The following is a 25,008-nucleotide window of genomic DNA, read 5'->3' as shown; positions in this document are numbered from 1 at the left end:
ACCTGGAATGCCTGCTGTATCATCTCTCGTACCAACTTTGCAGCGCCAAACGATGAACTTCCCGCCAGCTAATATTTTTAAGTCGGGCAATTTCTGCACAATCTTCGTATTCCGGCTGCACATTAGTAATCATTTCTCCACTCTTGGCAACTTTGATGTTTACTGGGCCGTACTTGGTTTGAACTTTCTGGATTTCTCTGTGCAAAATAGTTCTGTGTTGAGTCGATCGCCTAATTCCCAAAGTAGTAGTTTCGCGAAAGATGACTGTTTCGCAAGCAGCCTGATGTTCGGGATGACAAATCACAGTTAACAACACCCCCAGCCGCGACTTTTTCATCACAATTGGTTGAGTAAAAACATCCAGAGCACCGCAGACAAACAAAGCATCAAAAACATAGGCGATCGCCTGGGGACTCAAATCATCAATTTGGGTTTCCAATACCATAATAGTTTCTTGGCAATTGTTCATGGGAAATGGGGAATCTGCGACTTTCCCCCCTTGGGGGGTGAATGGGGAATCTGCGACTTTCCCCCCTTGGGGGGTGAATGGGGAATCTGCGACTTTCCCCCCTTGGGGGGTGAATGGGGAATCTGCGACTTTCCCCCCTTGGGGGGTGAATGGGGAATCTGCGACTTTCCCCCCTTGGGGGGGGTAGGGGGGGGTTGACTTCTCCCCTCCAATTTTCCCCCCTTGGGCGGGGTAGGGGGGGGTTGACTTCTCCCCAATCCAGAGGCGCAAAATATTAGGAATTACCAGCATTCTAGAACCGGCACCCAACCCGATCGCCTGAATCTGCATAGATGGTGGCGGGCCAAACCCAGAAGCCAGAGTACAGGCGATTGCAGTACCCGTTGGCGTGCACAATTCGCGATCGATCCCATTGCTATAAACCGGCACTTGGTGCATTTCCCACAAGCGCATCACCGCCGGTGTCGGCACCACCAATCTACCGTGGGCTGCTTTCACCGTACCGCCCCCAGTGGGCATTGCCGAAAAGTAACACTCATCAATATCCAACCAATCCAAACCCAAACAAGTACCGATAATATCCACCAGTGCATCCGTAGCGCCCACTTCGTGAAAGTACACCTCCTCTGGGGAGATACCATGTACGGCACCTTCAGCCTCTGCCAATTTCCGAAATACAGCCAAACTCCAGGCTTCCACGCGCGGAGGTAACTGGGCCAAGAGGATGATGCGCTCAATTTCTGGCAAGTGGCGATGGGGATTGTGGCTAGTTTCGGCATCATCTTGGTGATGGTGAGAATGTTCGTCACCGTGGTGGTGGTGGTGGTGAGTGCGATCGAAGGTGGGGGATTCGGTTTCCGAGGGATCGAGGGTGGAGTCAGCAGCCAGATTTTGAGCTTTTTTCGGCAAATCCGCCATCAAATCCACATGAAATTTAGTTGCTTGTTGAGTATTGCGATGAACTAATTCGGTACGCAGTTGATATTCTGTCGAAATTCCCAATAAATTTAATTTTTCAATTAGGTACTCCAAAGGTACGCCGGCATGGACGAGGGCTCCCAGACACATATCGCCAGCAATACCAGTTGGGCATTCAAAATAAGCTATTTTATTCATTATTAACAATTAATTTTCATCATTGATTGTTTCAGCGGATATTTCGATCGCCCAATTAGCCTGCAATATCATAACATGGCAATTATTTACGAAGTGCATCCAGTGACACCCCAAAAAGACCGCATCGAGAAGATTAAAGCTTCCCTAAAAGCTGGGGCCGTAATGCTTTATCCGACTGATACGGTTTATGCGATCGGCTGCGATATCAATGCTAAATCTGCGGTAGAACGAGTCCGGCAGATTAAGCAACTCTCTAATGATAAACCTTTAACGTTCCTCTGTTCTTCTCTGTCAAATATTGCCGAGTATGCTGCTGTCAGCAATGAGGCTTACCGAATTATCAAGCGACTAATTCCCGGCCCTTACACGTTTCTGTTACCAGCTACCAAGTTAGTACCAAAGTTAGTAATGAACCCGAAACGCAAAACCACTGGAATTCGCGTGCCCGATCGCCCAATTTGTTTTACACTGTTGGAAGCCTTGGGAAATCCTATTATTTCCACATCCGCTCACATGACTACCGATGATGATGAAGGTGAAGCACCATCAGCCGCCAGCAACACACAAAGCTTTGGCAAAGCTGAACTATTTGACTGTTTGGAAAACTTGGTAGATATCATTGTTGATGACGGTTCCGATCCTGGATATCAAGTATCTACCATCTTAGATTTAACAGACAAAGAACCGGTGATTGTTCGTCGCGGTTTGGGATGGGAAGCTGCCGCTGCTTGGGCCGAGTCATAGTATAGCAGAAACTCCCCCCTGTTCGAGCTTTGAAAATACCATAAAACTAACTCTTGATAGAACAGGCTGGATTGCCTGTTCTATCAAGAGATTAACTCAAAACAGCCTTAAGCTTCTACCTTAACACCTTTCCAAAAAGCAATGTACCCTGCAATATTTTTAGCAGCATCTTTCGGAGTCGGATAATACCAAGCGGCATCTTTATTAACTTGTCCACCGACTTCAATGCTATAATAACTAGCGACACCTTTCCAACCGCAAGTAGTGTGGGTGCTGCTGTCCTTAAAGTATTCACGTTTGATGGCATCTGGCGGAAAATAATAGTTGTTATCCACAACTTCGCACTTGTCGCTTTCGGCCAAAACGGCATCATTCCAAATTGCTTTCGGCATCGGTTTCTCTGGTTAAATTAAGAATTTTAATTATTGTAACTGTATTTGTACTCAAAAAGCATAGAATAATGTAGAACTCACAAACCAACTACTGCAAATGTCAGGGTCGAATCTGCCCACATCTCCTGTCCCACCCTCCCTCGAACAAGCTCTGAAACATTTTTTTGGCTATGACTCCTTCCGTGCGGGACAACGAGAAATTGTCGAAGCTGCTCTCCAAAAACGAGATCAGATGATTGTGATGCCGACAGGGGGTGGCAAGTCTTTGTGTTTTCAATTGCCAGCCCTATTGAAACCGGGTTTAAGTGTAGTTGTTTCCCCCTTAATTGCTTTGATGCAAGACCAGGTGGAAGCTTTGGTAGATAATGGAATTGGGGCGACTTTTCTCAATAGCACTTTGAACTCTCAGGAAGTGCGATCGCGAGAAAATGCGATTCTCCAAGGTAAAATTAAACTGCTCTACGTTGCTCCCGAACGCTTGCTGGGGGAGAGATTTTTGCCATTCTTAGATATAGTAGCAGATAAGTTGGGAATTTCAGCTTTTGCGATCGACGAAGCCCACTGCGTTTCCGAATGGGGACACGATTTTCGTCCCGAATATCGACAAATGGAACGAGTGCGCGATCGCTACCCAGACATCCCCATTATGGCACTAACGGCCACCGCCACCGAGCGCGTCCGCCAAGACATTATCCAGCAGTTAACCCTGCGCAATCCTTACATCCACGTCGCCAGTTTCAATCGCCCCAATTTATACTACGAAGTCAGACAAAAAAACAAGCATAGTTTTGCCGAAGTTTTGCAAATAATCCAAAAAAAAGGCGGTTCGGGAATTATCTACTGTCTCAGCCGCAAAAAAGTAGAAGAAGTTGCCTATAAATTGCAACAGAGTGGCATCCCAGCTTTACCATATCACGCTGGCATGAACGATAGCGATCGCACAACCAACCAAACCCGCTTCATTCGCGACGACGTACAAGTAATGGTAGCCACAGTTGCCTTCGGAATGGGAATCAACAAACCCGATGTCCGATTTGTCATTCACTACGACTTACCCAAAAATCTCGAAGGATACTATCAAGAATCAGGTCGAGCAGGCAGAGACAACGAACCATCCCATTGTACCCTATTTTTTGGATTCGGTGATGTCAAAACCATCGAATATATCATCGATCAAAAACCCGATGAACAAGAACAGCGCATAGCCCGCCAACAATTACGAAGAGTCATCAACTACGCTCAATCCACCGATTGTCGTCGCACAGTTCAGCTAAGTTATTTTGGGGACTCATTCCCCGGAAATTGTGCAAATTGCGATAACTGTTGCCACCAAAAACCTGTAGAAGACTGCACAATAGAAGCCATGAAATTTCTTTCCTGCGTGGCTAGATGCAAAGAAAAATTTGGCATGAATCACATCATAGACGTGTTGCGCGGCTCTAAAAATCAAAAAGTATTGCAATACCAACACAACCAACTTTCTACCTACGGCATCGGCAAAGATAGAAGTGCAGAAGATTGGAAAAACTTAGTGCGATCGCTATTAAATCAAGGTTTAGTAGATGAAACAACCGACGGCTTCCCCATCTTGAAACTCAACGAGAAAAGTTGGGAAGTCATGAGACGCCAGCGCACAGTAGAAATCGCCATTCAACCCAAACGCGAAGTACAAGCCACAAATCGCTCCTTAGCCGTAGAAGTCGAAAGTTTATTTGCCATATTACGGACACTGCGCAAACAAATTGCCGACGAACAATGCGTGCCACCCTACGTCATCTTTGCCGATAAAAGCTTGCGAGACATGGCAGAAAAACGCCCCCAAAACCTCACAGAATTCGTAGAAGTTTACGGAGTTGGTAGTAACAAGCGAGATAAGTACGGGAAAGTTTTCTTAGAAGCAATCCGCACCTTTTGCCAAGAAAAAGGCTTACCAACAGGTGCAGCACCTTCTGCTGTAGCTCAAAGTTCTAATGCTGGGAATATACCTTCTTATACACAGATGCAAACCTGGGAATTGCACAGAAGAGGTTTGACAGTTGAAGGCATAGCAGAAATCAGAGGCATGAGTCCTAATACGATTGTTGGGCACTTAGTAGAATTAATAGATATGGATCAAAAAGTCGATATTCATTTGTTAGTGGAACCAGAAAGACAGCAACCAATTGTGCAAGCAATTGAGATAATTGGGGATGAAAGATTGAAAGCAATCTATGATTTTTTGCAAGAAGCTTATAGCTTTGAGGAGATTAAATTAGTGCGTGCTTGGTGGCGGCAAAATTACGTGGGTTTTTGATGCCAAGCCTGGTTGTATACAATGTTATATTCAAAATGTCAGATTGCGATGTGGCGCAGTCCGACGAGGGTTAAAACCCCTGGCGGACTATCGGGCTTACCCTTAAACATTGTGTACATCTTCAGTCCTCTTTGAGAGGACTTTCGCTATGAGACAGGGGTTTTAACCCCTGGCGGACTTGGGGACTAACAAAGAATCCCCACAATTCTTGCTACAATAACCAAAACCAACCGCCTCACAATCTCACCAATGTTAGATAAAATTTGGCGCTTCCTCAAACAATTAATTCAGCGGATTTTTCGCATTTTTGGCAAAGATTCTAACCCCCCCCTAACCCCCCCCTTGGTAAGGGGGGGGGACAAGAAAGAAAATATTTCCTCCTCCCTTAGCAAGGGGGAAGAACAAAATCTTGCTTCCCCCCTTAGCAAGGGGGAAGAACAAAATCTTGCTTCCCCCCTTAGCAAGGGGGAAGAACAAAATCTTGCTTCCCCCCTTAGCAAGGGGGAAGAACAAAATCTTGCCTCCCCCCTTAGCAAGGGGGGACAGAGGGGGGTTCTTCCAACTTTGACGGAGAAAGAAAATCTTGCTTCCCCCCTTAGCAAGGGGGAAGAACAAAATCTTGCTTCCCCCCTTAGCAAGGGGGAAGAACAAAATCTTGCCTCCCCCCTTAGCAAGGGGGGACTGAGGGGGGTTCTTCCAACTTTGACGGAGAAAGAAAATCTTGCTTCCCCCCTTAGCAAGGGGGAAGAACAAAATCTTGCTTCCCCCCTTAGCAAGGGGGAAGAACAAAATCTTGCTTCCCCCTTTAGCAAGGGGGGACAGAGGGGGGTTCTTCCAACTTTGACGGAGAAAGAAAATCTTGCTTCCCCCCTTAGCAAGGGGGAAGAACAAAATCTTGCCTCCCCCCTTAGCAAGGGGGGACAGAGGGGGGTTCCTCCAACTTTGAGTGATGCGGAATACGAGTCGAAGTTGATGCAACTTCTGGAAGGGGTGAATCAGGGCTGGGGAAGAGGCGATGTTGCGGAATTCTTAATCGCAAAACGGATTAAAGATGGTGATTTGGCGGCTTGGTTGCGGAGGTTTGGAGTGCGATCGTTGGAGGGCGCGCAGGGGAGTACAGAGGGCGGGCACGCACCATCCACCGCCCCTACAAATGCGGTGGTATCGCTTCAGGAATTGGCGCGCAGGTTGGAGTTGTTGGGTAGAGTTGCGGGTGGGGAATTGGGAGAGGTGGCGGGGAATGTTGGTAGGGAGATTTTGGTTGAGTTTCCGCCAGTTTCGGGTGAGGGGGATGAGGATGTTGATGGGGAGGCTGAGGCTTGGTTCGATAGAGGATATGAGCAATGTATGAAAGGAGATTTTGAAGGAGGACTTGTATCTTTCGACGAAGCCTTAGAATTCAAACCAGATTATCACAAAGCCTGGAACGGTCGGGGCATTGCACTGGATGATTTAGGATTGCTTGAAGAGGCGATCGCCTCCTACGACAAAGCCTTAGAATTCAAACCAGATTTTCACCAAGCCTGGCACAATCGGGGCAATGTACTGCGTAATTTAGGATTGCTTGAAGGGGCGATCGCCTCCTACGACAAAGCCTTAGAAATCAAACCAGATTTACACGAAGCCTGGCACAATCGGGGCGTTGCACTGCGTAATTTAGGATTGCTTGAAGAGGCGATCGCCTCCTACGACAAAGCCTTAGAATTCAAACCAGATAAACACGAAGCCTGGCACAATCGGGGCGTTGCACTGCGTAATTTAGGATTGCTTGAAGAGGCGATCGCCTCCTACGACAAAGCCTTAGAATTCAAACCAGATGATCACCAAACCTGGTACAATCGGGGCAATGCACTGCGTAATTTAGGATTGCTTGAAGAGGCGATCGCCTCCTACGACAAAGCCTTAGAATTCAAACCAGATAAACACGAAGCCTGGTACAATCGGGGCAATGTAGTCAAAAATGCAGCTAAACATAGGCTGCTAGTTTATGAAATCTTACAAACAAAATTCCCTAAATCTCCACCTGTTACCAGAACTCTCTTAACCCACAACCTGACACAGCGCGGCTACGAAGGACAAGTATTAACATTACAAGCAGGCTTAGAATATTGTCGCCAAAATACCCATCCCAAAGGATATGGAGAACTACATCAAGCACTAGGAAATGCTCATTATAGTCGCGGCAAACTCAATTCTCCGTACACCTATTGGAATAAAGCCACCGCCAGCTACAAAGAAGCACTCAAAACTCTCACACCAGATGCTTTCCTAAAACTGCATTTAGAAGTTTTGCAGAGTTTAATCAAAACCTTAGTCAGCTTAAAACAAACTGACGAAGCCAATAAATTACGACGAGATGCCACCGATTTATTGCAACGCTTGCTGAAACAGCAAAACTATGCCCAACTCACCCAACAGCAACTCACCGACAAATTAGTTAGCTTTGAACAATTAACCGTAAATATATTCATCCAATCCGGGCAGTTTGCCCAAGCCTTAGCCACAGCAGAAACCGATAAAAATGTCTGCCTATCTTGGCTGCTAGATGCCTTGCCAACTCCCGATTACGCCACCGAAGAAACAGTCACCCACGCCCAAATTCAGCAACTTCTCAATCCCGCAACCGCCGCCATTTACTGGCATCTGGGCGACGCAGCCCTGACAGCATTTATCATTAAATCCGATGGCTTGTTGTCTCCCGAAACCTGTTTCAGCGATTTTCCCGATGAATTTGAAGCATGGGTGAAGGAGTGGAATCAACAATACACCGATTATCAATCTAAGCAGAAAGAAGGTCAACAAAATCATCCTTGGCGTGGGGGAATGGCAAGTAAATTTGCGCGACTTAAGGAAATATTGAAAATCGATGTTATCGAACAGCAATTAGAGGGAATTACCGACTTAATTTTGATTCCGCATCGGGACTTGCACCGCTTCCCAATTCATGCTTTGTTTAGTCGGGATTTTGTGGTGAGTTATTTGCCTAGCGCCGCCGTTGGGATTAATTTGCAACAGCGGTTTACCGGAATCTCTCGTTTATCTCCAAGTCTAGATCCCCCTAAATCCCCCTTAAGAAGGGGGACTTTGAATGAACAGATTCCTCCCTCCACAAGCGAGACATTGAACACTCCAGTCCCCCCCTCACAAAGCGAGACTTTGAACACTCTTGTCCCCCCCTTCTTAAGGGGGGTTAGGGGGGATCAAAGCATAGAAAACCCAGCCGAAATCTCTCACTTACCTCCAAGTCTAGATCCCCCTAAATCCCCCTTAAGAAGGGGGACTTTGAATACTCCAGTCCCCCCCTCACAAAGCGAGACATTAAACACTCTAGTCCCCCCCTCACAAAGCGAGACTTTGAACACTCCAGTCCCCCCCTCACAAAGCGAGACTTTGAACACTCTTGTCCCCCCCTTCTTAAGGGGGGTTAGGGGGGATCAAAGCATAGAAAACCCAGCCGAAATCTCTCACTTACCTCCAAGTCTAGATCCCCCTAAATCCCCCTTAAGAAGGGGGACTTTGAGTACACCAATTCCCCCGTCACAAACCGAGACTTTAAAAACTCCTGTCCCCCCCTTAGCAAGGGGGGCTAGGGGGGTTCTTTCCATCCTCAGCATCGAAAATCCCCACAGCGTAATTACCGATAAAAACGGCCAACCAAAAAGACTCGCCCCTCTCCCCGCCGCGGAAATTGAATCGGAAATTATTTGCCGAATGTTCGACAATTCCACCCGACTCAAAGAAGACGCAGCTACCCTCGATGAAGTCGAAAGATTATGGCAACAACCGCACAATATTTTTCACTTCACGGGCCACGGCAGCTATAATTTCGATCATCCCCTAGAATCGACTTTATACCTCAGCAACACCCACCGATTAACAGTCAGAGAAATCATCAAACACAATCTCAGCAACTACCAATTAATCTGCCTTCCCGCCTGCGAAACCGCATTGACAGACAAACAAACAATTCTCGCCGAATATGTAGGATTGACTAGCGGTTTTATGCGCGCCGGAGTTGGCTGTGTCGTCAGTACCCTGTGGCCCGTAGAATCCGGTGCGAGTACGTTATTAATGATTTATTTTTACCACCGCTGGCGAGAAGTAGGCGATTCTCTACCCGTGGCTTTAAGAAATGCTCAAAAATGGCTGCAAGAAGCCACCCGCGAGGATTTAGCCACCTGGTATCAAGGGGAAATTGACAAGATTTCCGCAAACAGCCCCGAACTTTCTGAAGTTGAATTTATGCTAAGCCGATTCTTTAAGAGGAATCGCCAAGCATTAGCTACAATGGAATTAGACCCACCCTATCAGCATCCCTATTACTGGGCTGCTTTCACCATCACCGGATTATGATAGACACGCAAGACGAAATTTTCAAAGCTTTTATTGTCGCCCTAGTCCAACAGACTGAACCTTTGCCCGCAGCCGTCCAATCAGAGTTCAATAAAATAGGTGAAACTCTAACAATTAGAGACATCGAGAGACTTGCTGAATTGCATCCACCTCTGCTAGTAGCATATGAAGAAGCTGACACTTGGTTGGCGAATCATAGCAGCCAACGCAGCAAAGGATTAGATGTTTTGCCGAATGCTGAATCTGAAATAAACAACACTACTAATATTGAAACTGATAACAGCGCTAGCGACATCAGCGACTTGACAAATTTACCACAAATTATCAATAAAATAGAAGCAAAAGTCCAGCCGCGTGGCTTTAGAGAATTCCTCAGCAAGATTTTGCAAGCTGGGGACTCAGTGCAAGCAAGTCGAGATACAATCTTAGTGTCGATCGCAGATGGTTTAATCCATGAGTAACGAGAATTGGCTAATCTACCCGACTGTCGATTTGTTTGTCTACGATTTAGCAGACGGTATCGGGCAAAATGAGGAGAAGATTAGCCAAAATCGCACACAGTTTTGGCAAAAGATTTATGGCGACAAAATCTCTGTGCCACAATTAGAAAATCTCAAGCAAGCTGAAACTGTAACTGCTGAGTATATCGAGTTACTGGGCGACAAAAAATTAGCAGCATTTGAGTCTCCCCTCGATGGCTATGCTTATCCAGTCAAATTCGGCGATACCTATGCGGCACAATTTGACTTGTCTGGGAAAAGAGAACCCGACGCAGACAAGAGATTTGCACCGAAAGAAATCGACTGTTTGGAATGGCTGCAACAACAGGTGATTTCCCGTGTCAATCCACCTGGGACAATTGGTCAAAGTTGGCTGGTTTGGGGACAATTAACTGCTGATGACCAAGATGCTTTAGCAACTGCTCAAAAATGCTATAGTAAACTCAATCTATTCCCCAAGGCTAAATGGGATAGAGACTTAAAAGCTGAGGGTAAATTTTTAGGTGCTGATTTTTACGAATTGTGGCTACCACCTGGGGATAGGGGCAATATTGGTCAAAATTATCATGTCTTAATTTGCTTGTTTCCTTACAATAACGGTCAAGCAATTGCCGATATTAGCGAGACTGTCGCCAAACTTTACGTGCATTTAATGCGATTGTTTGCTTTCCGCAATAAGGTGATTTGGGCTTATACTCAAAGCCGCCAACTTAAGGCTGATTTGAAAGATGCGGCACGGACGATTCAACAAATTGTTACCCAACTCCCGAATCAGGTGAATGCGCCTAAAGTTGACTTGAAAGAATTGCAGCAAAGTTTGGTTAAATCCTTGACAATTTTTTCGGTTTATGCTAACTATATCAGCAAATTGGAAGAGCAAGAAAATATAATCAAAACTAATCTGAAAAATTATAAGAGACGGCTGGAAACTATTGGTAAGGACATGGGAAATGATGCCGAAGCTTTTAAGTTTATGGCAAGTTTTAGCGATTTTGCTAAGGAGAAGTATGTTTGGCAAGCGGCGGCGGATAACAGGAGTTTGAGTGCGGGTTTGAGGTTGCTAGAAAATGCGATTCAGACGATTGAGGGGATTATTGAGATTGAGAGGGCTAAGGGCGATCGCACTTTGAATGTTACCCTTGGAGCTGTAGGTGTGGGAATTGCCACCAGTGGGGTTTACGCCAGTGTTTATGCAGGCCAAGTTGCACCTCCCAAAAATCCGATGGATGTGAATACTGTTTTTTGGTCTAGTATTGGTTGGGGATTTTTATTTAGTGCGTTGAGTGCGATGTTGCTGATAATAATTGGTAAAAACAGGCGTTAAATCAGTTGACAGTTGACTGTTGAGGGCTAACAACCAACAGCAAACAGTTGACCAATAGTGGGCGATCGCCAAAGTAAATGTGCTGTATTATACTAAACTCGACCTTGTTACCCCCTCTAGGATTCTGCGGTTGAAACCCCGATTTGGTATCAGGTGCCCAGCCATCCCTAAATCTGCCAGTTGTATCCCAGAGCTCCCAGCGACTCGGACTACGGATTAATACTGTACTTGATGGCCCTGTAATGTACTATCAATCTACCGTTCCTCCGCCAAAATGTAGATATTACACAGTAGCCACTCTCAAAAATTACCTCAACCTAATCAGCACTGAGGATGATTCCGCTCCCGTAATTGCCCTGATAACTTAGGAACATCAACAACTACTTCATTCCTTGCAGAGGTGTATCATGTTCGGACTTTCTATCTTGGCTATGTACGTGATGACTTTTTTGATACTGACTCAACCCATGAGTAGCAGTAGAACTCGCGACTGGTGGGTGGAAGTGGATACAGACTCAGGAAACCGCACTTATTACTTTGGTCCCTATAGAACTAAAGATGAAGCCGACAATAGCACGATCGGCTATATTAGAGACCTGGAGAGAAAAGGAGCTAAAAAAATTAGCATCGACATCAAACAAGGTCGCCAACCCAGCCAACTACAAACCAGCGAAGAGTAACACCAAAGGTTGAAGGCTAAAACATGAAGACGTCGATCGATATAAATCCTGTCACATTGCGGGTTCACAAATATCCATAACTTCAAATCTAGATATTTGTCAACCCGCCTCAATCCCAGAACAGGTTTGCTGTCCTTCCTTGGTTCATCAGGTATCGGTGACTAAAGTTTGTCAAAGCAGGCCTTGGTTTAAATGGGTGCGAGGATTAAAAGTACGATTTGCCTTGATTTTTTCATAACATTCCCGTTCCAGAGTGCTGATTTCTTTTGGCGGTACGATCGCAATTTTCACCAAAAGATCCGTTCGTTCCTCTTTGTTAGGTTTCGGCCATCCCTTACCCCGCAACCGCAAAGACTGTCCCGATCGCATTCCAGCAGGAAATTTTACCGTTATCATACCTTCGGGGGCCGGCACTTCAATCGACGCTCCCAAAACTGCTTCATCGGGAGTTATCGGCACTTCGCAAACCAAATTTTCTCCTTCAAACTGGAAGAAAGGGTGAGGCAAAACTTCCACTTTCAAGTACAAATCTCCCTGCTGCTTCGTATAGGGATCGATTTGACCTTTGCCTTTCACCCGAATTTTGCTACCCGTTTTCACTCCCGCAGGAATCGAAACTTCCCCGCTGGCAACTTTCTTAGAAGTGCCACGAAATGCTTCCCCCAAAGTCAGAGAAATACTGACTTCAGTGTTGAGAGAAGTTCCTGGTGCGCGGTTTTCGTACCCCGCAAAATCTTCAAATCCGCCAAAACCAGTCGGGCCTCCTGCGGTAGTGCGGTAGTTACTGTAATTCCACTTACCACTGCGGCCGGCACTAGCACCCGCGCCGCCCCCCCGGCCGAGCAATGTATTGATAAATTCATCAAAACTGCCGTACTGACTGAAGTCCACGCCACCAAAGTCTGTAGGGCCGCTTCCCGAAGGCCCGCCCCCACCGGGCCAGCCCCCAGTCGTTGCAGCAGCTTGCTTCCAATATTGACCGTATTGGTCGTATTTTTTGCGTTTTTCTGGATCTGACAAAACTTCGTAGGCTTCGTTGACTTCTTTAAAACGAGCTTCGGCTTCTTTGTTCCCTGGGTTCATGTCCGGGTGATATTTCCGGGCTAGTTTGCGGAAAGTTTTTTTAATTTCATCTGCGCTGCTAGTTTTGTTGAGTCCCAAAATAGCGTAATAGTCTTTAAAGTCGGTTGCAGCCATTTACCAATCTCCTCTTTATTAGTTGTTACTTGTTAGTTTTTAGAAGCAATAAATCCTAGATTCATCGGATAGGCAATAAGTTTGATGGTGGTGGTGAAATTCCCCTGGGGTATCTCATCCAAATTATAGGTTATCAAATGTTTGGAGTCGATCGAGTGCGGTTGTTCCAAGCTTTACGTCCGCAATTTCCACACCTGGTCAGATTTGAGATGGGATATTTAAGATTTTAAATTAGGGAACTCTGGTCACCAAAGCTGTGGAGTGATTACGGGCTGGAGGCTTTTTGGCATGGTTGAGGCGATGCTAGGGATGTGGCTGCGCTGAGGTGCGCCCCGTTTACTGTCACGGACGATCGCTCTTTGGGATCGATGACTAGAAGGCGATCGTCTTCACCTAGTCCGGGCGCGCGATCGTCTTTATCTATTTTGGGAGCGGTGAAAATTTTACAGTCAACTCCCTTGTTCACAACCGCCCATCTAATTTTTAGATTCCCAAACCCAAAAAAAGCTGTTTGTCTAAAGGAGTATTCTGATTTTGTCGTTACTCTTCATATCAATAAAATGTTGTCTTTGTCAAGGGTTAGTAGTCAGATTTTTTAGGGCTTATAGATAGATTTAATTCAACAGCAAACTGCACATTTATGGAGTTTTTGGTTAACTAGAACACACACTTTCCAAAAAATTAAGATAGGATGGGATTTCAATAAATTATTCACACTACCAGGGTGACAAGATGATTAACTATTTGCTGGGCTGGCCTTGTGGCTGCTGCGACGATTGGAAGGATCTTTCCGAAAACTCGATTGTACTCAGAAGCGGGCAGCACATTTGTCAGTCTTGCTACGATCGCAAAATCCAGGCTCAGAAGCTAGCGGCTAGACGCAAGAAAGCGAAGATTTCTGTATCACAGCAGACTGTTTTACAGAGTTGGCCTCGCTAAGGGGCGATCTCTCGCGCGTGCAAAATTCGAGGGGCCATGGAGAGCGATCGTCAACAGCGATTTTCCATCGGAGTAATGATATAGATCTATCATTAGTCATTAGTCATTGCTCATCCATCGCTATTAATTATTCATTAATTCACAATCATTTATCATCAGTTATCGATCGGGTATGCCACAGATTTAAAATTCAATAACAAACTACAGAGAACTAATGAATAACTAATCATGAGTAAGAGCCAATGACTAATAACTAATAACTAATAACTAAATGATTGTGCCATCGGGAATCGTAGCATTTTTCAGCACTACCACAATGCCGCTGCGAATGTAAAAACCTTCGCTTTCGCGATTGGCTTCTTCTACTCGGTCTTTATTAATGATTTGAACATTGCGGCCGATGCGTGCATTTTTATCCACAATCGCGCGGCGAATTGTGGTATCTGCACCGATGCCCAGGGCAACGCCACTGTTTTCCAATGCTGAATGGCGTTCGGCATCGGGTTCGTAGAAGTCAGAACCCATGACGAGGGTGTCTTGAATTGTACATCCGGCTTCAATGCGCGATCGAACTCCCAACACAGAATGGTCGATCCGGCACTGTTTGAGAATACACCCTTCGGCAATAATTGATTCAGTAACCGTAGCATCTAACAACTTAGTGGGTGGCAAGAAACGCGGGCGAGTGTAAATGGGAGCATTTTCATCGTAAAAACTGAAAGGAGGCTTAGGCTGTTTGGTCAGCGCCAAATTAGCATCATAAAAAGCCTCAATTGTTCCGATATCTTCCCAGTAATCGTCAAACAAATAAGCTTGAACGTTATGGTCTTTTGCCGATGCCGGAATAATCTCTTTACCAAAATCAGTTTGGTTTAGGGATTCTTTAAGAAGTTTAATCAGAACCTCTTTTTTGAAAACATAAATCCCCATCGAAGCAATGTAAGGACTTTCCTTGGCTTGTTCTGATGTCAGTCCCAGTTTAGTAGTATCCACCTGCATTGCTTTGAGCGCATCACCTTTTGGCTTTTCGCTAAAAGAAACAACCCGACCATTGTCGTCAATTTTCATCAAACCAAAATCCGAAGCCCGCTTCTCATCCATGGGCAAAACGGAGAGGGTGATGTCAGCATTGGTTTGGCGGTGTCTCTCCACAAATTTGCGGTAGTCCATGCGATAGAGGTGATCGCCGGAAAGAATCAAGTATTCGTCAACGTCCCACTCTTGTAGCAGCCAGAGATACTGGCGAACTGCATCGGCTGTCCCTTGAAACCAGTCAGGGTTTTCCTGAGTTTGCTGGGCTGCGAGTACCTCGGCAAATCCGTCTGTGAAGCCGGAAAATTGGTAGGTACGAGCAATGTGGCGGTTCAGCGATGCGGAGTTGAATTGGGTAAGGACGTAGATTTTGAGTATTTCTGAGTTAATGCAATTGCTGACTGGAATATCGATGAGGCGATATTTGCCGGCAAGGGGAACCGCGGGTTTGGCGCGCAGTTTGGTTAGGGGGTAAAGGCGGGTGCCTACACCGCCACCGAGAATGATGGCTAATACTCTTTTCAAGGAACTTCCTCCAGGGGGCCGATGAACTCTCCAAGTCCAGTGTCTGATGGTGAGGACTTCTTGACAAGGGGGGAACTTTGGATTTTGGATTTTAGATTATAGATTGGGGATTTTTGAGTTTAAATACTTATCAATAAATTGAGTATATCTTCAAAAAGATCTTGTATTTTCTACCAAAAGTTAGATACCTCAGCAACCTCTGCTACATTAGCCTAAGCCATAGCAAGCTAGGAAAACTGTATGCAGATTCAAACGCCGGACTGGGTTAAACACGCCGTATTCTACCAAATATTCCCCGATCGCTTCGCCAAAAGCAAACAGCCCCGCCAACGCCTGCTACAAAACTTCATGTGGGAGGAGTGGCACGAAATCCCGACCCTGCAAGGCTACAAAGGTGGCGACTTGTGGGGCGTGATGGAACAGCTAGACTACTTGCAAGATTTAGGGATTAACGCCATTTACTTTACGCCGATTTTTCAATCGGCGAGCAATCACCGCTATCACACTCACGACTACTATCAAGTCGATCCGATGTTGGGCGGTAATCAGGCTTTTAAAGATCTTCTAGATGCTGCTCACGCCCACAACATCAAAATCGTCCTCGATGGCGTATTTAATCACGCCAGCCGCGGCTTTTTCTTCTTCCACGACATCCTCGAAAACGGCTCCCATTCTCCCTGGTTGGATTGGTTTAAAATTGAAGGCTGGCCACTAGCTCCCTACGATGGCAATTCTCCGGCTAATTACGCCGGTTGGGATGGCAATCGAGCGCTACCTGTATTCAATCACGACAATCCAGAAGTCCGGGAATATATCATGGAAATAGCCGAATACTGGATTAAATTCGGCATTGACGGCTGGCGGCTAGATGTTCCTTTTGAAATTAAAACGCCAGGATTTTGGCAGGAATTTCGAGACCGAGTGAAGGCGATTAATCCCGAAGCTTACATTGTGGGCGAAGTCTGGGAAGATGCGAGGGAATGGCTCGACGGTACTCAATTTGATGGGGTGATGAATTATCTGTTTGCTGGACCAACTATTGCTTTTACAGCAGGCGATCGAGTAGATTTAGCTCAAATTGAAGGTCGTGCTTACCGTCCCTATCCCCCACTTTTTGCTCAGGAGTACGGCGAAAAAGTTCAGCACGTTTTAGAATTGTATCCTTGGCCGATTCAGCTCACTCAACTCAATTTGTTAGCCAGTCACGACACCGCCCGGTTATTGTCCATTGCCGGAGGCGACGAAAAAAGTGTTGAACTTGCTACCTTGTTGCTGTTAACTTTTCCCGGAGCTCCCAGCATTTATTACGGCGATGAAGTTGGTTTACCTGGTGCTCTCGATCCCGATTCCCGTCGCGGTTTTCCGATGAAATCAGATTGGAAACAGGATGTTTTAGATTACCACAAGCAATTGATAGCTTTGCGACAAAAATACTGTGCCCTCCGCACCGGAAGGTATGAAATTTTGTTTTCTCAGGGAACAGTTTATGTTTTTGCTAGAATCTTGGGGGATGAAGAAATCGTGGTTGCGGTGAATGTCGCCACAGAATCTGCACATATTAGCTTTGAGATGCAGGTCACAGAACCCGGACGAAGTTTCAAATATGCTGACCCAAAATTGCTGTTTGGTCAAGGTGATTTTGTTTGGAAAGAGCAAGGGGAAACTCGGTATTTAGAATTGAGTCTGCCGGCGCGATCGGGCTTGATTTTAGGTTAAGCTAATTTAGCAAGCAGTGGCTAAATTAGTCTGGGACGCAGCCATCTTAAGAATAGGGCAACCATCGGGGTTGCCCCTAAAAATGTTAATTGATTGCTTCTGGCTTGCGGAAAAATTGCTTTAAAATCTCTCCGGGTGCTCTGTCCCAACTATCAATATGTTCGTAAATTAAGCCATCTTCATCCAGCTTGTAAGTAGAATAGCCGTTGAAAAAAATCTGGGCCTTCCAGGGAACCCGCAATACCCCGCGAACAGTCCAATTTGCCAAAATAGTATCCGATGCTGTCTGAGTCACGTCGTGGAGGTCGAAGAAAATTTCGGTGAAAAATAGTTGACCGTGAAATCGCAGAGTCCAAAAGATAATTCGGTAGTTGATTTTTCCTTTGAATTTGTTAACAGGGTCTTGAAAATAAACATCTTTTCTGTAGATGTCGTAGGAGATGTCTGTCTCAAAAAGGGTCGGGAGATCCGCTTTGAGTGTGTCTAGGGCTTGCGCTACCTGCTTTTGATATTCGATCGAACTCAAGATATCACCTTTTAACACGAAGGTACTTCAACTATAATTTTATTGTCCACACTCCCATTGCCATCTCACCACCCAAGTACAGATTTGATGGATTACCCCCAGTCCTCGGACATTATCGCAGAACTCAGCAGTGGCAAACTGTTGCTGGTAGATAGCCGTCGCCGGAACGGTCTAATTTTAATTAAACGTTTCCACGCGGAGTTTGCAGGGCCAGGGGCCGCCGTCGGGGGTGCTTTTGATGTTGACTCTCAGCAAGCAATTCCCGTAGGCGACTTTTGTTTGGTGTATCCTGAATCTCCCGAAGCAAGACAGAAAGCGTTTGGGATTCGGCGTCACTGGGTGCGGTTGACGGAACAGTTAACTGCTAAGCCGGAAGCTTTGGAACGCGCCCAAATGCTTTTAACTCAGTTTGAACACTATTTTGATGTCCCAACAGTGGCACAAATTCCCGATCGAGCTTTGGCACTTTTAATCGGTGTCTTCCCCCAAACGATTGGCAAGGCACGACAGAGCCATCGTTAACCATGGTATGATTAATTTTGGTCATCTCATACCATTTCTTAAGGTTTTTGTCAAGTCAATATCTGGGAAAGGCGATCGCAAGTTCGCTGATTTTCCTGGGGGCTACCTACTGTAATTCGCAAACCTCCCCCAGTATGGCGAATTAATGTTCCTTCAGCTTTTAGTTGCTCCATGATTTGTTTGTGTTGTTGTTCTGCTAAATTACGATTTTCGGCTTTCACGCGCAGGTAGACAAAGTTAGCGGCACTAGGCCAAATTTGTAATTGTTGATGCTGAGCGATCGCTGCAATTAACTTAGCTCGTTCTGATATGGTTTCAGGGATTACTGCTAACAATAATTGGCGCTGGGCTAGGGCAAATTCTGCTGCTAATTGGGAGAAAGTTGGGAGGTTGTAGGGAAGGCGGATTTTTTCTAAGGCGGCGGTGAGTTCGGGATTGGCGATCGCATATCCGACTCTCATGGATGCCAATCGAAATGCTTTGGAAAATGTTCGCAAAATTATCCAATTCGGATGTTCTTGTAATTTTCCAGCTAAGGTGTTTTGGCTGAATTCAAAATAGGCTTCGTCAATTACTACTAAAATATCTTCGGGCAAACTCGACAGCCATTCTATTTCATTGGTTGTCAAAGCATTGGCGGTGGGGGAATTGGGATGAACGACAAAGACGACGCGCACGGGGGGATTTTCGGTTTGGGAGATCGCCTTTTTAGCCTCCTCGATATCCATTTCAAAAGTCTCTGGTTGGCGCGGAACACTGACAACGGGAATTCCCAGGGTTTGGGCGATAATTCCATACATCGAAAAGGTGGGATTGGCAACCAGAATTGAGCCAACCGCTCCCAAGCACGTCGCAATTAAGAGCGATCGAATTAATTCATCGGAACCGTTCCCGACAGAAATATTATCGGCTGTGATGGCAGTTTTTGGAGGTAGAACCCCCCCTAGCCCCCCCTTGCTAAGGGGGGGGACATGAAGCCCACCCTTGCTAAGGGGGGGGACATTAAGCCCACCCTTGCTAAGGGGGGGGACATCAAGCCCCTCCTTGCTAAGGGGGGGGACATCAAGCCCACCCTTGCTAAGGGGGGGGACATCAAGCCCCTCCTTGCTAAGGGGGGGGACATCAAGCCCCTCCTTGCTAAGGGGGGGGACATCAAGCCCCTCCTTGCTAAGGGGGGGGACATCAAGCCCCTCCTTGCTAAGGGGGGGGACATGAAGCCCACCCTTGCTAAGGGGGGGGACATGAATAGATTCAGCGATCGATTCGTTGACGTATTGGGCGATCGCCTCTTTCAGTGGTGCGTGGCCACCATCGGGATAGCGATTTGTCTCAATTAGCTGCTGATAATTCCAAGCTAACTTTTGTTTTAATTCCGCTGGTAAGTCGTAGGGACATTCGTTGGTATCTAGGCGATCGATCGCACTTTTCGACGGCACTGATTCTCCCGAAGCGGAACCGGGATGGGGAGTGTATGCGTTAAGTTCGGCTAAGTCTTTTCGGATAAAAGGTAGCATGGTATGATTTGCTAATGACTAATGACTACTGACTAATGACTTCTGACTAATGACTTCTGACTATTTTAATCGCGCCACAAAGCAATTCCGCCTAACAAACCAGTCACATTTGGCACTATTTTCACCTGAGCCGGTAATTCAAAAACAATTTTTTTAGTATTACCACCACCCAGGTATAAGTAATCCAAACTAAACAGATTTTGCAGCGATACAATCGCCTTTTCCAGACGGCGATTCCATCTTTTCGTACCGACTGTATCTAAAGCAAAACGTCCTAATTGCTGTTCGTAAGTTTCCCCTTTCCGAAATGGGTGATGTCCGAGTTCCAAATTAGGGACTAAAATACCATCAACAAATAAAGAAGAACCGAAACCTGTCCCCAGAGTCACTACTAATTCTACTCCGTTACCAGCAATTGCTCCCAATCCCTGAATGTCGGCATCATTAGCCACTCGTACTGGTTTCCCTAACCGATCTTTAAGAGTAGTTGCTAGGTCAAAATCGATCCAAGAGGGGTCTAAATTGACGGCGGTTTTAGTGATGCCGCGACGCACGACTCCGGGGAAACCAACGGATACTCTGTCAAATTCCCCTTGTCCCCCAGCTAAGGAGGCTATGGCTTCTAGTATCGGTTCCGGTTTTGGTGGTTGAGGGGTTTCTAAGCGACTGCGTTCCGTTTGGGGTTGGCCTTCATCGTCCAAAACCATCATTTTGATACCGCTGCCACCAATGTCAATGGCTAAGGTGCGAGTCGATCGATCTTCTTGAGTCATTGGAATCTTGAGAGTTGCAAATTAATCAAATTTTAATTGAATTGGCAAAAATTTTGAATCGCTTCCCACATTTCTGCTAGAAAATTTCCCAAGGAATGGTCGTCTTCTAGTTCGATTAATTGCACCCAGGGACGGTTAGCGGCAAAATTTCTGCTAGCCTGAATCGGTATGATTGTATCATGCAGACCGTGGATAATTAACGTAGGCACTGACCGTATTAATTTTTCTTCATGGTATTGAGCCATATCTTCCACAAATTGATAGTGCAGTGGCAGATAACGCTGTTCGCCGTAGTGGTATACGGGTAAATACTTCTCTGACTGCCACTTTTGTAACTGTTCCTGTCCCAATCGGGGCAGCCAGTGGGAGAGAAAGTCAAAAGCCGGTGCTAACAAAACTATTTGTTTTACCGATAGTTGTCGTTGGGCCAACCAAGCTGCTGTCAGCCCGCCAAAACTGGAACCAATGATGGTGACTTCACTAGCATTTTTGATATTTTCTGCCACTGGCTGAAGTGTTTGGGGCGACAAAAATGCTGTTTCTATTTGGTGTAATTGCCTGGTGAGGGTGAGACTGGAAAAATCTTGGTGATTGAGATCGGGAGTTTTCAGGTCAATTGCTAGGGAAGAAAAGCGATCGCGGAAATATTTTGCCTTTAGGGAATTGGGACTGGAAGCAAATCCGTGTAAATAAGTGTAACTCGAATTCTTGTGGAGATTCATTCAGCCGTTTTTGTTAAATTTAACAATAAATATGAATTATAACACCAAAAACCAAGACTTATTTAAGAAGTCTTGGTTCTCAGAAACCTAGATTTAAATGGGAGTATTACTGGGGTTTAGCGCCGTTTTGCATCCTGTTTTTAGCTGTTTCGCGGCGCTGCTTCATCAGTTCAGCTAATTGGGTGCGCTGTGCTGGCGTGAGGATCTCTCGCATTGCCAGCATACTTTCAAGTCTCGCATCATCCAACTGCTTTTTTAATCCGCTTATTTGCGTGTTTTTCTCGCGGATCTGGCTAGCAGTAGCAGTGCCACTCATCATCGTTTGCAATTCTTGTCTGGCTTGACGCACAGCTTGCATTCGCTGGGAAATTTGGTCTTTATAGCGATCGCGAACAGCCTGCATTTTCTGTTTTTGGTCGGCACTTAAATTAAGCTTCTCGAACATCCCACCTTCCTTAGCACCAGTTCGATTTGGTCGCTGATTTTGGGCAATAGTTTCTGCGGGTAGGGGATTGGGAACTGCGATGGCGGCGGTAGCGCTACCGAGGGTCAGCATTAACAGGGCTAGGGTAGAAATACGACGCATTGACATGAAAATTACCTCTTTAAGATTTAGTTATTGGTGGGCTGTTCGCTGTCAGCAGGAATCTGAAAATTCAACCAGTCTATTTGTGAGCTATCGCTCATATTCTCCGCGCGAGAATCATGCAACACATCTTCCCAATTATTTACTAGAAAGGCTTCTAGGTGTGCACCCTCATCTGGGTGAAATTGTGCGGGGAATAGCAGACGATAGCCAGACCCAAAAAGTATCAGCATCCCGGCAATTGCCCCAGGGAAAGACCACTGGGATAAACCGGGAAAAATTGACCTATTTTTAGATACAATTGAACCGATTTTTTTCCGGTATATTTGCTGGTTTTCTGTCTGCTCATGCCTTTCTATTGTTGCTAACAGCTTTAACTCTAAATCTGGCGTAGCTTCTGGACAATTTGGGCAATTTTGCTTCAAGAAATTAACTAACTTTTCGTCGCTGCTTGGGTTATTCATAGCTCGCTGACACCTTCTTTTTGCAAAAATTGCCGCACAGCATTTCGGGCATAAAACACGCGAGATTTGACAGTTCCTGCCGGTAGTCCCAAAATTTGGGCTACTTCTTTTTGCGGGATATCTTCTAAGTCATGTAGCACCAAAACGCTGCGGTGTTCAAAGCTCAATTGCTCTAATCCCCGCTGCACTAAATCTTGATAGTGCAACTGCATCAATTCTGAAGTATGTTCTTTGACAACAACTAAATTGATTTGTGCTTGACTTTTGAGTTTGGCATCAAAAGAATGTTGTTTAGCAAAAGCTTGTCTTTGGTCAGAAGCTACATTCCAAGTGATTCGATAAAGCCAAGTAGAAAAGTTGTCTTGGTGTTTGAGTTTGGGTAATCCTTTCCAGACTCGCAGGAATACTTCTTGCATTAAGTCGTCAAGCAGGGATGGCCCGCAGAGTTGGTAAAGGGTTGACCTGACTTTGTGTTGATAGCGTTGGTAAAGGTGGCGAAAGGAAGTGCGATCGCCCTTTAAGCATTCAGCAACTAAGTCTGAGTCGGAACAGTTATCGATTAAAACATTGGCTGACACACCTAACACCTGTGAAGTATCCCTCACCAGTTCGTTATCTGAGGCGTTTAGACAGGACAAGTTCAAAAAAGGTTCAATTTATTTAAAATAATATTTTGAGCATGAATCCGCTTGGGGTGTAAAACTGCACCAATATCGATCGCAAGCAAGATGCTGTTCCACAAAGAATCACAAGCAAGAGCCTGTTCCACAAAAATTGAATTTTATTGTGGGGTGGGCTTCTAGCCCAGGGCTGTTTCATTCTCAGATAAATCATCGTTTTGTAGGGGTAGTGGATGGTGCGTGCCTACCCCCCCAACGACAATGTTCCGTCATTTCAGGCATTGGGGCAGCCACGGGGGGCTGCCCCTACAAGAGAATGAAACCGTCCTGGCTTCTAGCCCGCCCTGAAAAGCTGATTAAAAATGGTAATCTTCAGTCGGTTTTAACCGACTTTAGCTATTAGCCAGGGACTTAAGTCCCTGGCTGCTGCTGCTAACGACTTCGCCCTATTTACCGCAGAGTCACGAACTCTTCAGCCGTCGATGGATGGATGCCGATCGTCGAATCGAAATCTTTCTTCGTAGCTCCCATATTAACCGCGATCGCCATTCCTTGAATAATCTCGCCAGCATCTTTCCCCACCATGTGCACGCCCAAAACTTTGTCAGTATTAGTCTCAACAACTAACTTGACAAAAGTTTTCTCATCTGCACCAGTCAAAGCATGAAACATCGGTCTAAACTTGGCTGTATAACACTTGATTGATTCCGGAAACTTGACTCTAGCTTCCTCTTCTGTTAAGCCCACTGTCGCCGCTTCCGGCTGGGAAAATACGGCCGATGCCACGTTTTCGTGACTGATGGATCTGGGGTTATTCCCAAATTCAGTATCGGCAAAAGCACGTCCTTCGGCGATCGCAATTGGCGTTAAATTAATCCGGTTAGTACAGTCTCCCACTGCAAAAATGTGTGGCTGACTGGTGCGGCTGTCTTTGGTGACAGCGATCGCACCTTTTGTTGTTTCTACTCCCGCATTTTCCAAACCCAATTTTTCTAAATTAGGCAAGCGCCCGGTAGCGCACAAAATCGCATCAACTGTCAAGGTTTCTTCCGATTTTCCTGACAGGGTTAATTTTAAGCCTTCGGTGGTTTTTTCAATTTTGGCGATCGAACTTCCTGTCACAAATTCAATGCCATGCTTAACCATGCCTTCTTGCACGTTGGCGCGAATTTCTTCATCGAAGTGTTGCAGAATGCGATCGCGCCGGATGATTTGAGTTACTTGACTTCCCAGCCCGTGCATAATGCAGGCAAATTCAACACCGATGTAACCACCACCCCAAATAGCCAACCGTTTTGGCTGCTCTTTTAGTAAAAAGATTTCGCGGGAAGTAATCGCGTGTTCGATACCGGGAATATCAATTCTGTGGGCTTCTCCACCGACAGCGATTAAGATTTTGGCAGCGGTGTATTTTTTGTCACCAACTTCGACGGTGTGAGGGTCGATAAATTTGGCGTATCCTGAAATTAATTCAACTCCGGCTTTTTCCAGAAAGCTAATGTGCAGTTTGCTGAGTCGTCGCACTTCTGTGTCTACGGTAGTGACGAGTTTATCCCAGTCGAAGCTGCTTTCTACAGGGCTCCAACCGTAACCCACCGCATCTTCATAAAGGTGCGAAAATGTTGAGGCATAAACCATCAGTTTTTTCGGCACGCAGCCACGAATTACGCAGGTTCCCCCTACTAAGTCATTTTCGGCGATCGCCACTTTTGCCCCGTAGGATGCCGCCCGCTTGGAACTCGCCAATCCACCGGAACCCGCACCTATCACAAACAAGTCGTAATCGTATGTCATAATTGTCGCTAGTTTATTATCTCAATTTTACCAATTTTCCGCTAGTCCGGCAGGGACTTAAGTCCCTGCCTCAAAGGTAAAGTCCTCTAAAGAGGACTGATAAGTTTTTTAGTTTTATGCGAAAGTTGTCGGTTGAGAACTAATAAGTTCTTTAGATTTTTCCAGAAAAGCAAGTCTGGGGTACGCAGGATGCCTACCCCAGATAAA

Annotated in this window: 21 protein-coding genes; 8 read left to right on the top strand and 13 right to left on the bottom strand. The window is 45.9% G+C overall.

Annotated features, from left to right (window positions below; genetic code table 11):
• Nucleotides 1-19: 19 nt before the first annotated feature.
• The gene (gene larC / locus AAFP14_RS14040; protein ID WP_341732865.1) at nt 20-1,585 is read right to left on the bottom strand and encodes a nickel pincer cofactor biosynthesis protein LarC; all 1,566 of its coding nucleotides are present in this window, start codon (nt 1,583-1,585) and stop codon (nt 20-22) included.
• Between the two features lie 75 nt (nt 1,586-1,660).
• Between larC and AAFP14_RS14035 the strand changes: the two genes are divergently transcribed.
• Nucleotides 1,661-2,329 (top strand): L-threonylcarbamoyladenylate synthase, encoded by a 669-nt coding sequence (locus AAFP14_RS14035; protein ID WP_341732864.1) that lies wholly within the window; start codon nt 1,661-1,663, stop codon nt 2,327-2,329.
• 107 nt (nt 2,330-2,436) lie between these two features.
• On the opposite strand, the gene AAFP14_RS14030 is transcribed toward AAFP14_RS14035, so the two are convergent.
• Nucleotides 2,437-2,721, bottom strand: a complete 285-nt coding sequence (locus AAFP14_RS14030; protein ID WP_341732863.1) for a DUF427 domain-containing protein — start codon at nt 2,719-2,721, stop codon at nt 2,437-2,439.
• A 97-nt stretch (nt 2,722-2,818) separates the two neighbouring features.
• On the opposite strand from AAFP14_RS14030, the gene recQ reads away from it, so the two are divergent.
• The 5 genes from recQ to AAFP14_RS14005 all read left to right on the top strand — a co-directional run bounded on the left by recQ (nt 2,819) and on the right by AAFP14_RS14005 (nt 11,871).
• Nucleotides 2,819-5,014, top strand: coding sequence for a DNA helicase RecQ (gene recQ / locus AAFP14_RS14025; protein WP_341732862.1), 2,196 nt, complete (start codon nt 2,819-2,821; stop codon nt 5,012-5,014).
• Between the two features lie 249 nt (nt 5,015-5,263).
• Nucleotides 5,264-9,367: a CHAT domain-containing protein gene (locus tag AAFP14_RS14020; protein ID WP_341732861.1), complete on the top strand. Its 4,104-nt coding sequence runs from the start codon at nt 5,264-5,266 to the stop codon at nt 9,365-9,367.
• Entirely contained in the window at nt 9,364-9,828 is a 465-nt protein-coding gene (locus tag AAFP14_RS14015; protein ID WP_341732860.1) for a hypothetical protein, read from the top strand. Before AAFP14_RS14020 ends, AAFP14_RS14015 begins: the two co-directional genes overlap by 4 nt.
• Nucleotides 9,821-11,191, top strand: a complete 1,371-nt coding sequence (locus tag AAFP14_RS14010) for a hypothetical protein (protein ID WP_341732859.1) — start codon at nt 9,821-9,823, stop codon at nt 11,189-11,191. Before AAFP14_RS14015 ends, AAFP14_RS14010 begins: the two co-directional genes overlap by 8 nt.
• A gap of 407 nt (nt 11,192-11,598) precedes the next feature.
• The gene (locus AAFP14_RS14005; RefSeq protein WP_341732858.1) at nt 11,599-11,871 is read left to right on the top strand and encodes a DUF1816 domain-containing protein; all 273 of its coding nucleotides are present in this window, start codon (nt 11,599-11,601) and stop codon (nt 11,869-11,871) included.
• A 171-nt stretch (nt 11,872-12,042) separates the two neighbouring features.
• On the opposite strand, the gene AAFP14_RS14000 is transcribed toward AAFP14_RS14005, so the two are convergent.
• The 3 genes from AAFP14_RS14000 to AAFP14_RS13990 form a co-directional block, all read right to left on the bottom strand.
• The gene (locus AAFP14_RS14000) at nt 12,043-13,068 is read right to left on the bottom strand and encodes a J domain-containing protein (protein ID WP_341732857.1); all 1,026 of its coding nucleotides are present in this window, start codon (nt 13,066-13,068) and stop codon (nt 12,043-12,045) included.
• A 265-nt stretch (nt 13,069-13,333) separates the two neighbouring features.
• Nucleotides 13,334-13,534 (bottom strand): hypothetical protein, encoded by a 201-nt coding sequence (locus AAFP14_RS13995; protein WP_341732856.1) that lies wholly within the window; start codon nt 13,532-13,534, stop codon nt 13,334-13,336.
• A gap of 740 nt (nt 13,535-14,274) precedes the next feature.
• Complete coding sequence (locus AAFP14_RS13990) at nt 14,275-15,564, bottom strand: glucose-1-phosphate adenylyltransferase (RefSeq protein ID WP_341732855.1); 1,290 nt, start codon at nt 15,562-15,564, stop codon at nt 14,275-14,277.
• A gap of 240 nt (nt 15,565-15,804) precedes the next feature.
• On the opposite strand from AAFP14_RS13990, the gene AAFP14_RS13985 reads away from it, so the two are divergent.
• On the top strand, nt 15,805-17,280 hold the full coding sequence (locus tag AAFP14_RS13985) for a glycoside hydrolase family 13 protein (protein ID WP_341732854.1): 1,476 nt from the start codon (nt 15,805-15,807) through the stop codon (nt 17,278-17,280).
• 85 nt (nt 17,281-17,365) lie between these two features.
• Here AAFP14_RS13985 and AAFP14_RS13980 read toward each other — a convergent pair whose 3' ends face one another.
• Nucleotides 17,366-17,824, bottom strand: a complete 459-nt coding sequence (locus tag AAFP14_RS13980; RefSeq protein ID WP_341732853.1) for a DUF2358 domain-containing protein — start codon at nt 17,822-17,824, stop codon at nt 17,366-17,368.
• A 69-nt stretch (nt 17,825-17,893) separates the two neighbouring features.
• On the opposite strand from AAFP14_RS13980, the gene AAFP14_RS13975 reads away from it, so the two are divergent.
• The gene (locus AAFP14_RS13975; protein ID WP_341732852.1) at nt 17,894-18,328 is read left to right on the top strand and encodes a hypothetical protein; all 435 of its coding nucleotides are present in this window, start codon (nt 17,894-17,896) and stop codon (nt 18,326-18,328) included.
• Nucleotides 18,329-18,378: 50 nt separating this feature from the next.
• Here the strand turns inward: AAFP14_RS13975 and AAFP14_RS13970 are convergent, their stop codons facing one another.
• The 7 genes from AAFP14_RS13970 to gor form a co-directional block, all read right to left on the bottom strand.
• Nucleotides 18,379-19,842, bottom strand: a complete 1,464-nt coding sequence (locus AAFP14_RS13970) for a histidinol-phosphate transaminase (protein WP_341732851.1) — start codon at nt 19,840-19,842, stop codon at nt 18,379-18,381.
• Nucleotides 19,843-19,907: 65 nt separating this feature from the next.
• Nucleotides 19,908-20,615 (bottom strand): ROK family protein, encoded by a 708-nt coding sequence (locus tag AAFP14_RS13965; protein WP_341732850.1) that lies wholly within the window; start codon nt 20,613-20,615, stop codon nt 19,908-19,910.
• 32 nt (nt 20,616-20,647) lie between these two features.
• Nucleotides 20,648-21,337: a YqiA/YcfP family alpha/beta fold hydrolase gene (locus AAFP14_RS13960; RefSeq protein WP_341732849.1), complete on the bottom strand. Its 690-nt coding sequence runs from the start codon at nt 21,335-21,337 to the stop codon at nt 20,648-20,650.
• Between the two features lie 106 nt (nt 21,338-21,443).
• Nucleotides 21,444-21,929: a Spy/CpxP family protein refolding chaperone gene (locus AAFP14_RS13955; protein ID WP_341732848.1), complete on the bottom strand. Its 486-nt coding sequence runs from the start codon at nt 21,927-21,929 to the stop codon at nt 21,444-21,446.
• A gap of 20 nt (nt 21,930-21,949) precedes the next feature.
• On the bottom strand, nt 21,950-22,387 hold the full coding sequence (locus AAFP14_RS13950; protein ID WP_341732847.1) for a hypothetical protein: 438 nt from the start codon (nt 22,385-22,387) through the stop codon (nt 21,950-21,952).
• Nucleotides 22,384-22,974: a sigma-70 family RNA polymerase sigma factor gene (locus AAFP14_RS13945; protein ID WP_341732884.1), complete on the bottom strand. Its 591-nt coding sequence runs from the start codon at nt 22,972-22,974 to the stop codon at nt 22,384-22,386. The genes AAFP14_RS13950 and AAFP14_RS13945 overlap by 4 nt, the downstream gene beginning before the upstream one ends.
• A gap of 483 nt (nt 22,975-23,457) precedes the next feature.
• Nucleotides 23,458-24,801: a glutathione-disulfide reductase gene (gene gor / locus AAFP14_RS13940; protein WP_341732846.1), complete on the bottom strand. Its 1,344-nt coding sequence runs from the start codon at nt 24,799-24,801 to the stop codon at nt 23,458-23,460.
• Nucleotides 24,802-25,008: the final 207 nt, after the last annotated feature.

The sequence above is a fragment of the Microcoleus sp. EPA2 genome (assembly GCA_020882975.1).
Classification (GTDB): Bacteria; Cyanobacteriota; Cyanobacteriia; order Cyanobacteriales; family Microcoleaceae; genus Microcoleus.
Note: the sequence above shows the minus strand (reverse complement) of the source record. Positions and strands in the feature narration are given on the sequence as shown.

Excerpts from the sequence above, each read along its gene's own strand:
- larC (WP_341732865.1), bottom strand. The coding sequence starts at position 1,585 with ATGAATAAAATAGCTTATTTTGAATGCCCAACTGGTATTGCTGGCGAT.
- AAFP14_RS14035 (WP_341732864.1), top strand. The coding sequence starts at position 1,661 with ATGGCAATTATTTACGAAGTGCATCCAGTGACACCCCAAAAAGACCGC.
- AAFP14_RS14030 (WP_341732863.1), bottom strand. The coding sequence starts at position 2,721 with ATGCCGAAAGCAATTTGGAATGATGCCGTTTTGGCCGAAAGCGACAAG.
- recQ (WP_341732862.1), top strand. The coding sequence starts at position 2,819 with ATGTCAGGGTCGAATCTGCCCACATCTCCTGTCCCACCCTCCCTCGAA.
- AAFP14_RS14020 (WP_341732861.1), top strand. The coding sequence starts at position 5,264 with ATGTTAGATAAAATTTGGCGCTTCCTCAAACAATTAATTCAGCGGATT.
- AAFP14_RS14015 (WP_341732860.1), top strand. The coding sequence starts at position 9,364 with ATGATAGACACGCAAGACGAAATTTTCAAAGCTTTTATTGTCGCCCTA.
- AAFP14_RS14010 (WP_341732859.1), top strand. The coding sequence starts at position 9,821 with ATGAGTAACGAGAATTGGCTAATCTACCCGACTGTCGATTTGTTTGTC.
- AAFP14_RS14005 (WP_341732858.1), top strand. The coding sequence starts at position 11,599 with ATGTTCGGACTTTCTATCTTGGCTATGTACGTGATGACTTTTTTGATA.
- AAFP14_RS14000 (WP_341732857.1), bottom strand. The coding sequence starts at position 13,068 with ATGGCTGCAACCGACTTTAAAGACTATTACGCTATTTTGGGACTCAAC.
- AAFP14_RS13985 (WP_341732854.1), top strand. The coding sequence starts at position 15,805 with ATGCAGATTCAAACGCCGGACTGGGTTAAACACGCCGTATTCTACCAA.
- AAFP14_RS13975 (WP_341732852.1), top strand. The coding sequence starts at position 17,894 with ATGGATTACCCCCAGTCCTCGGACATTATCGCAGAACTCAGCAGTGGC.
- AAFP14_RS13970 (WP_341732851.1), bottom strand. The coding sequence starts at position 19,842 with ATGCTACCTTTTATCCGAAAAGACTTAGCCGAACTTAACGCATACACT.
- AAFP14_RS13965 (WP_341732850.1), bottom strand. The coding sequence starts at position 20,615 with ATGACTCAAGAAGATCGATCGACTCGCACCTTAGCCATTGACATTGGT.
- AAFP14_RS13960 (WP_341732849.1), bottom strand. The coding sequence starts at position 21,337 with ATGAATCTCCACAAGAATTCGAGTTACACTTATTTACACGGATTTGCT.
- AAFP14_RS13955 (WP_341732848.1), bottom strand. The coding sequence starts at position 21,929 with ATGTCAATGCGTCGTATTTCTACCCTAGCCCTGTTAATGCTGACCCTC.
- AAFP14_RS13950 (WP_341732847.1), bottom strand. The coding sequence starts at position 22,387 with ATGAATAACCCAAGCAGCGACGAAAAGTTAGTTAATTTCTTGAAGCAA.
- gor (WP_341732846.1), bottom strand. The coding sequence starts at position 24,801 with ATGACATACGATTACGACTTGTTTGTGATAGGTGCGGGTTCCGGTGGA.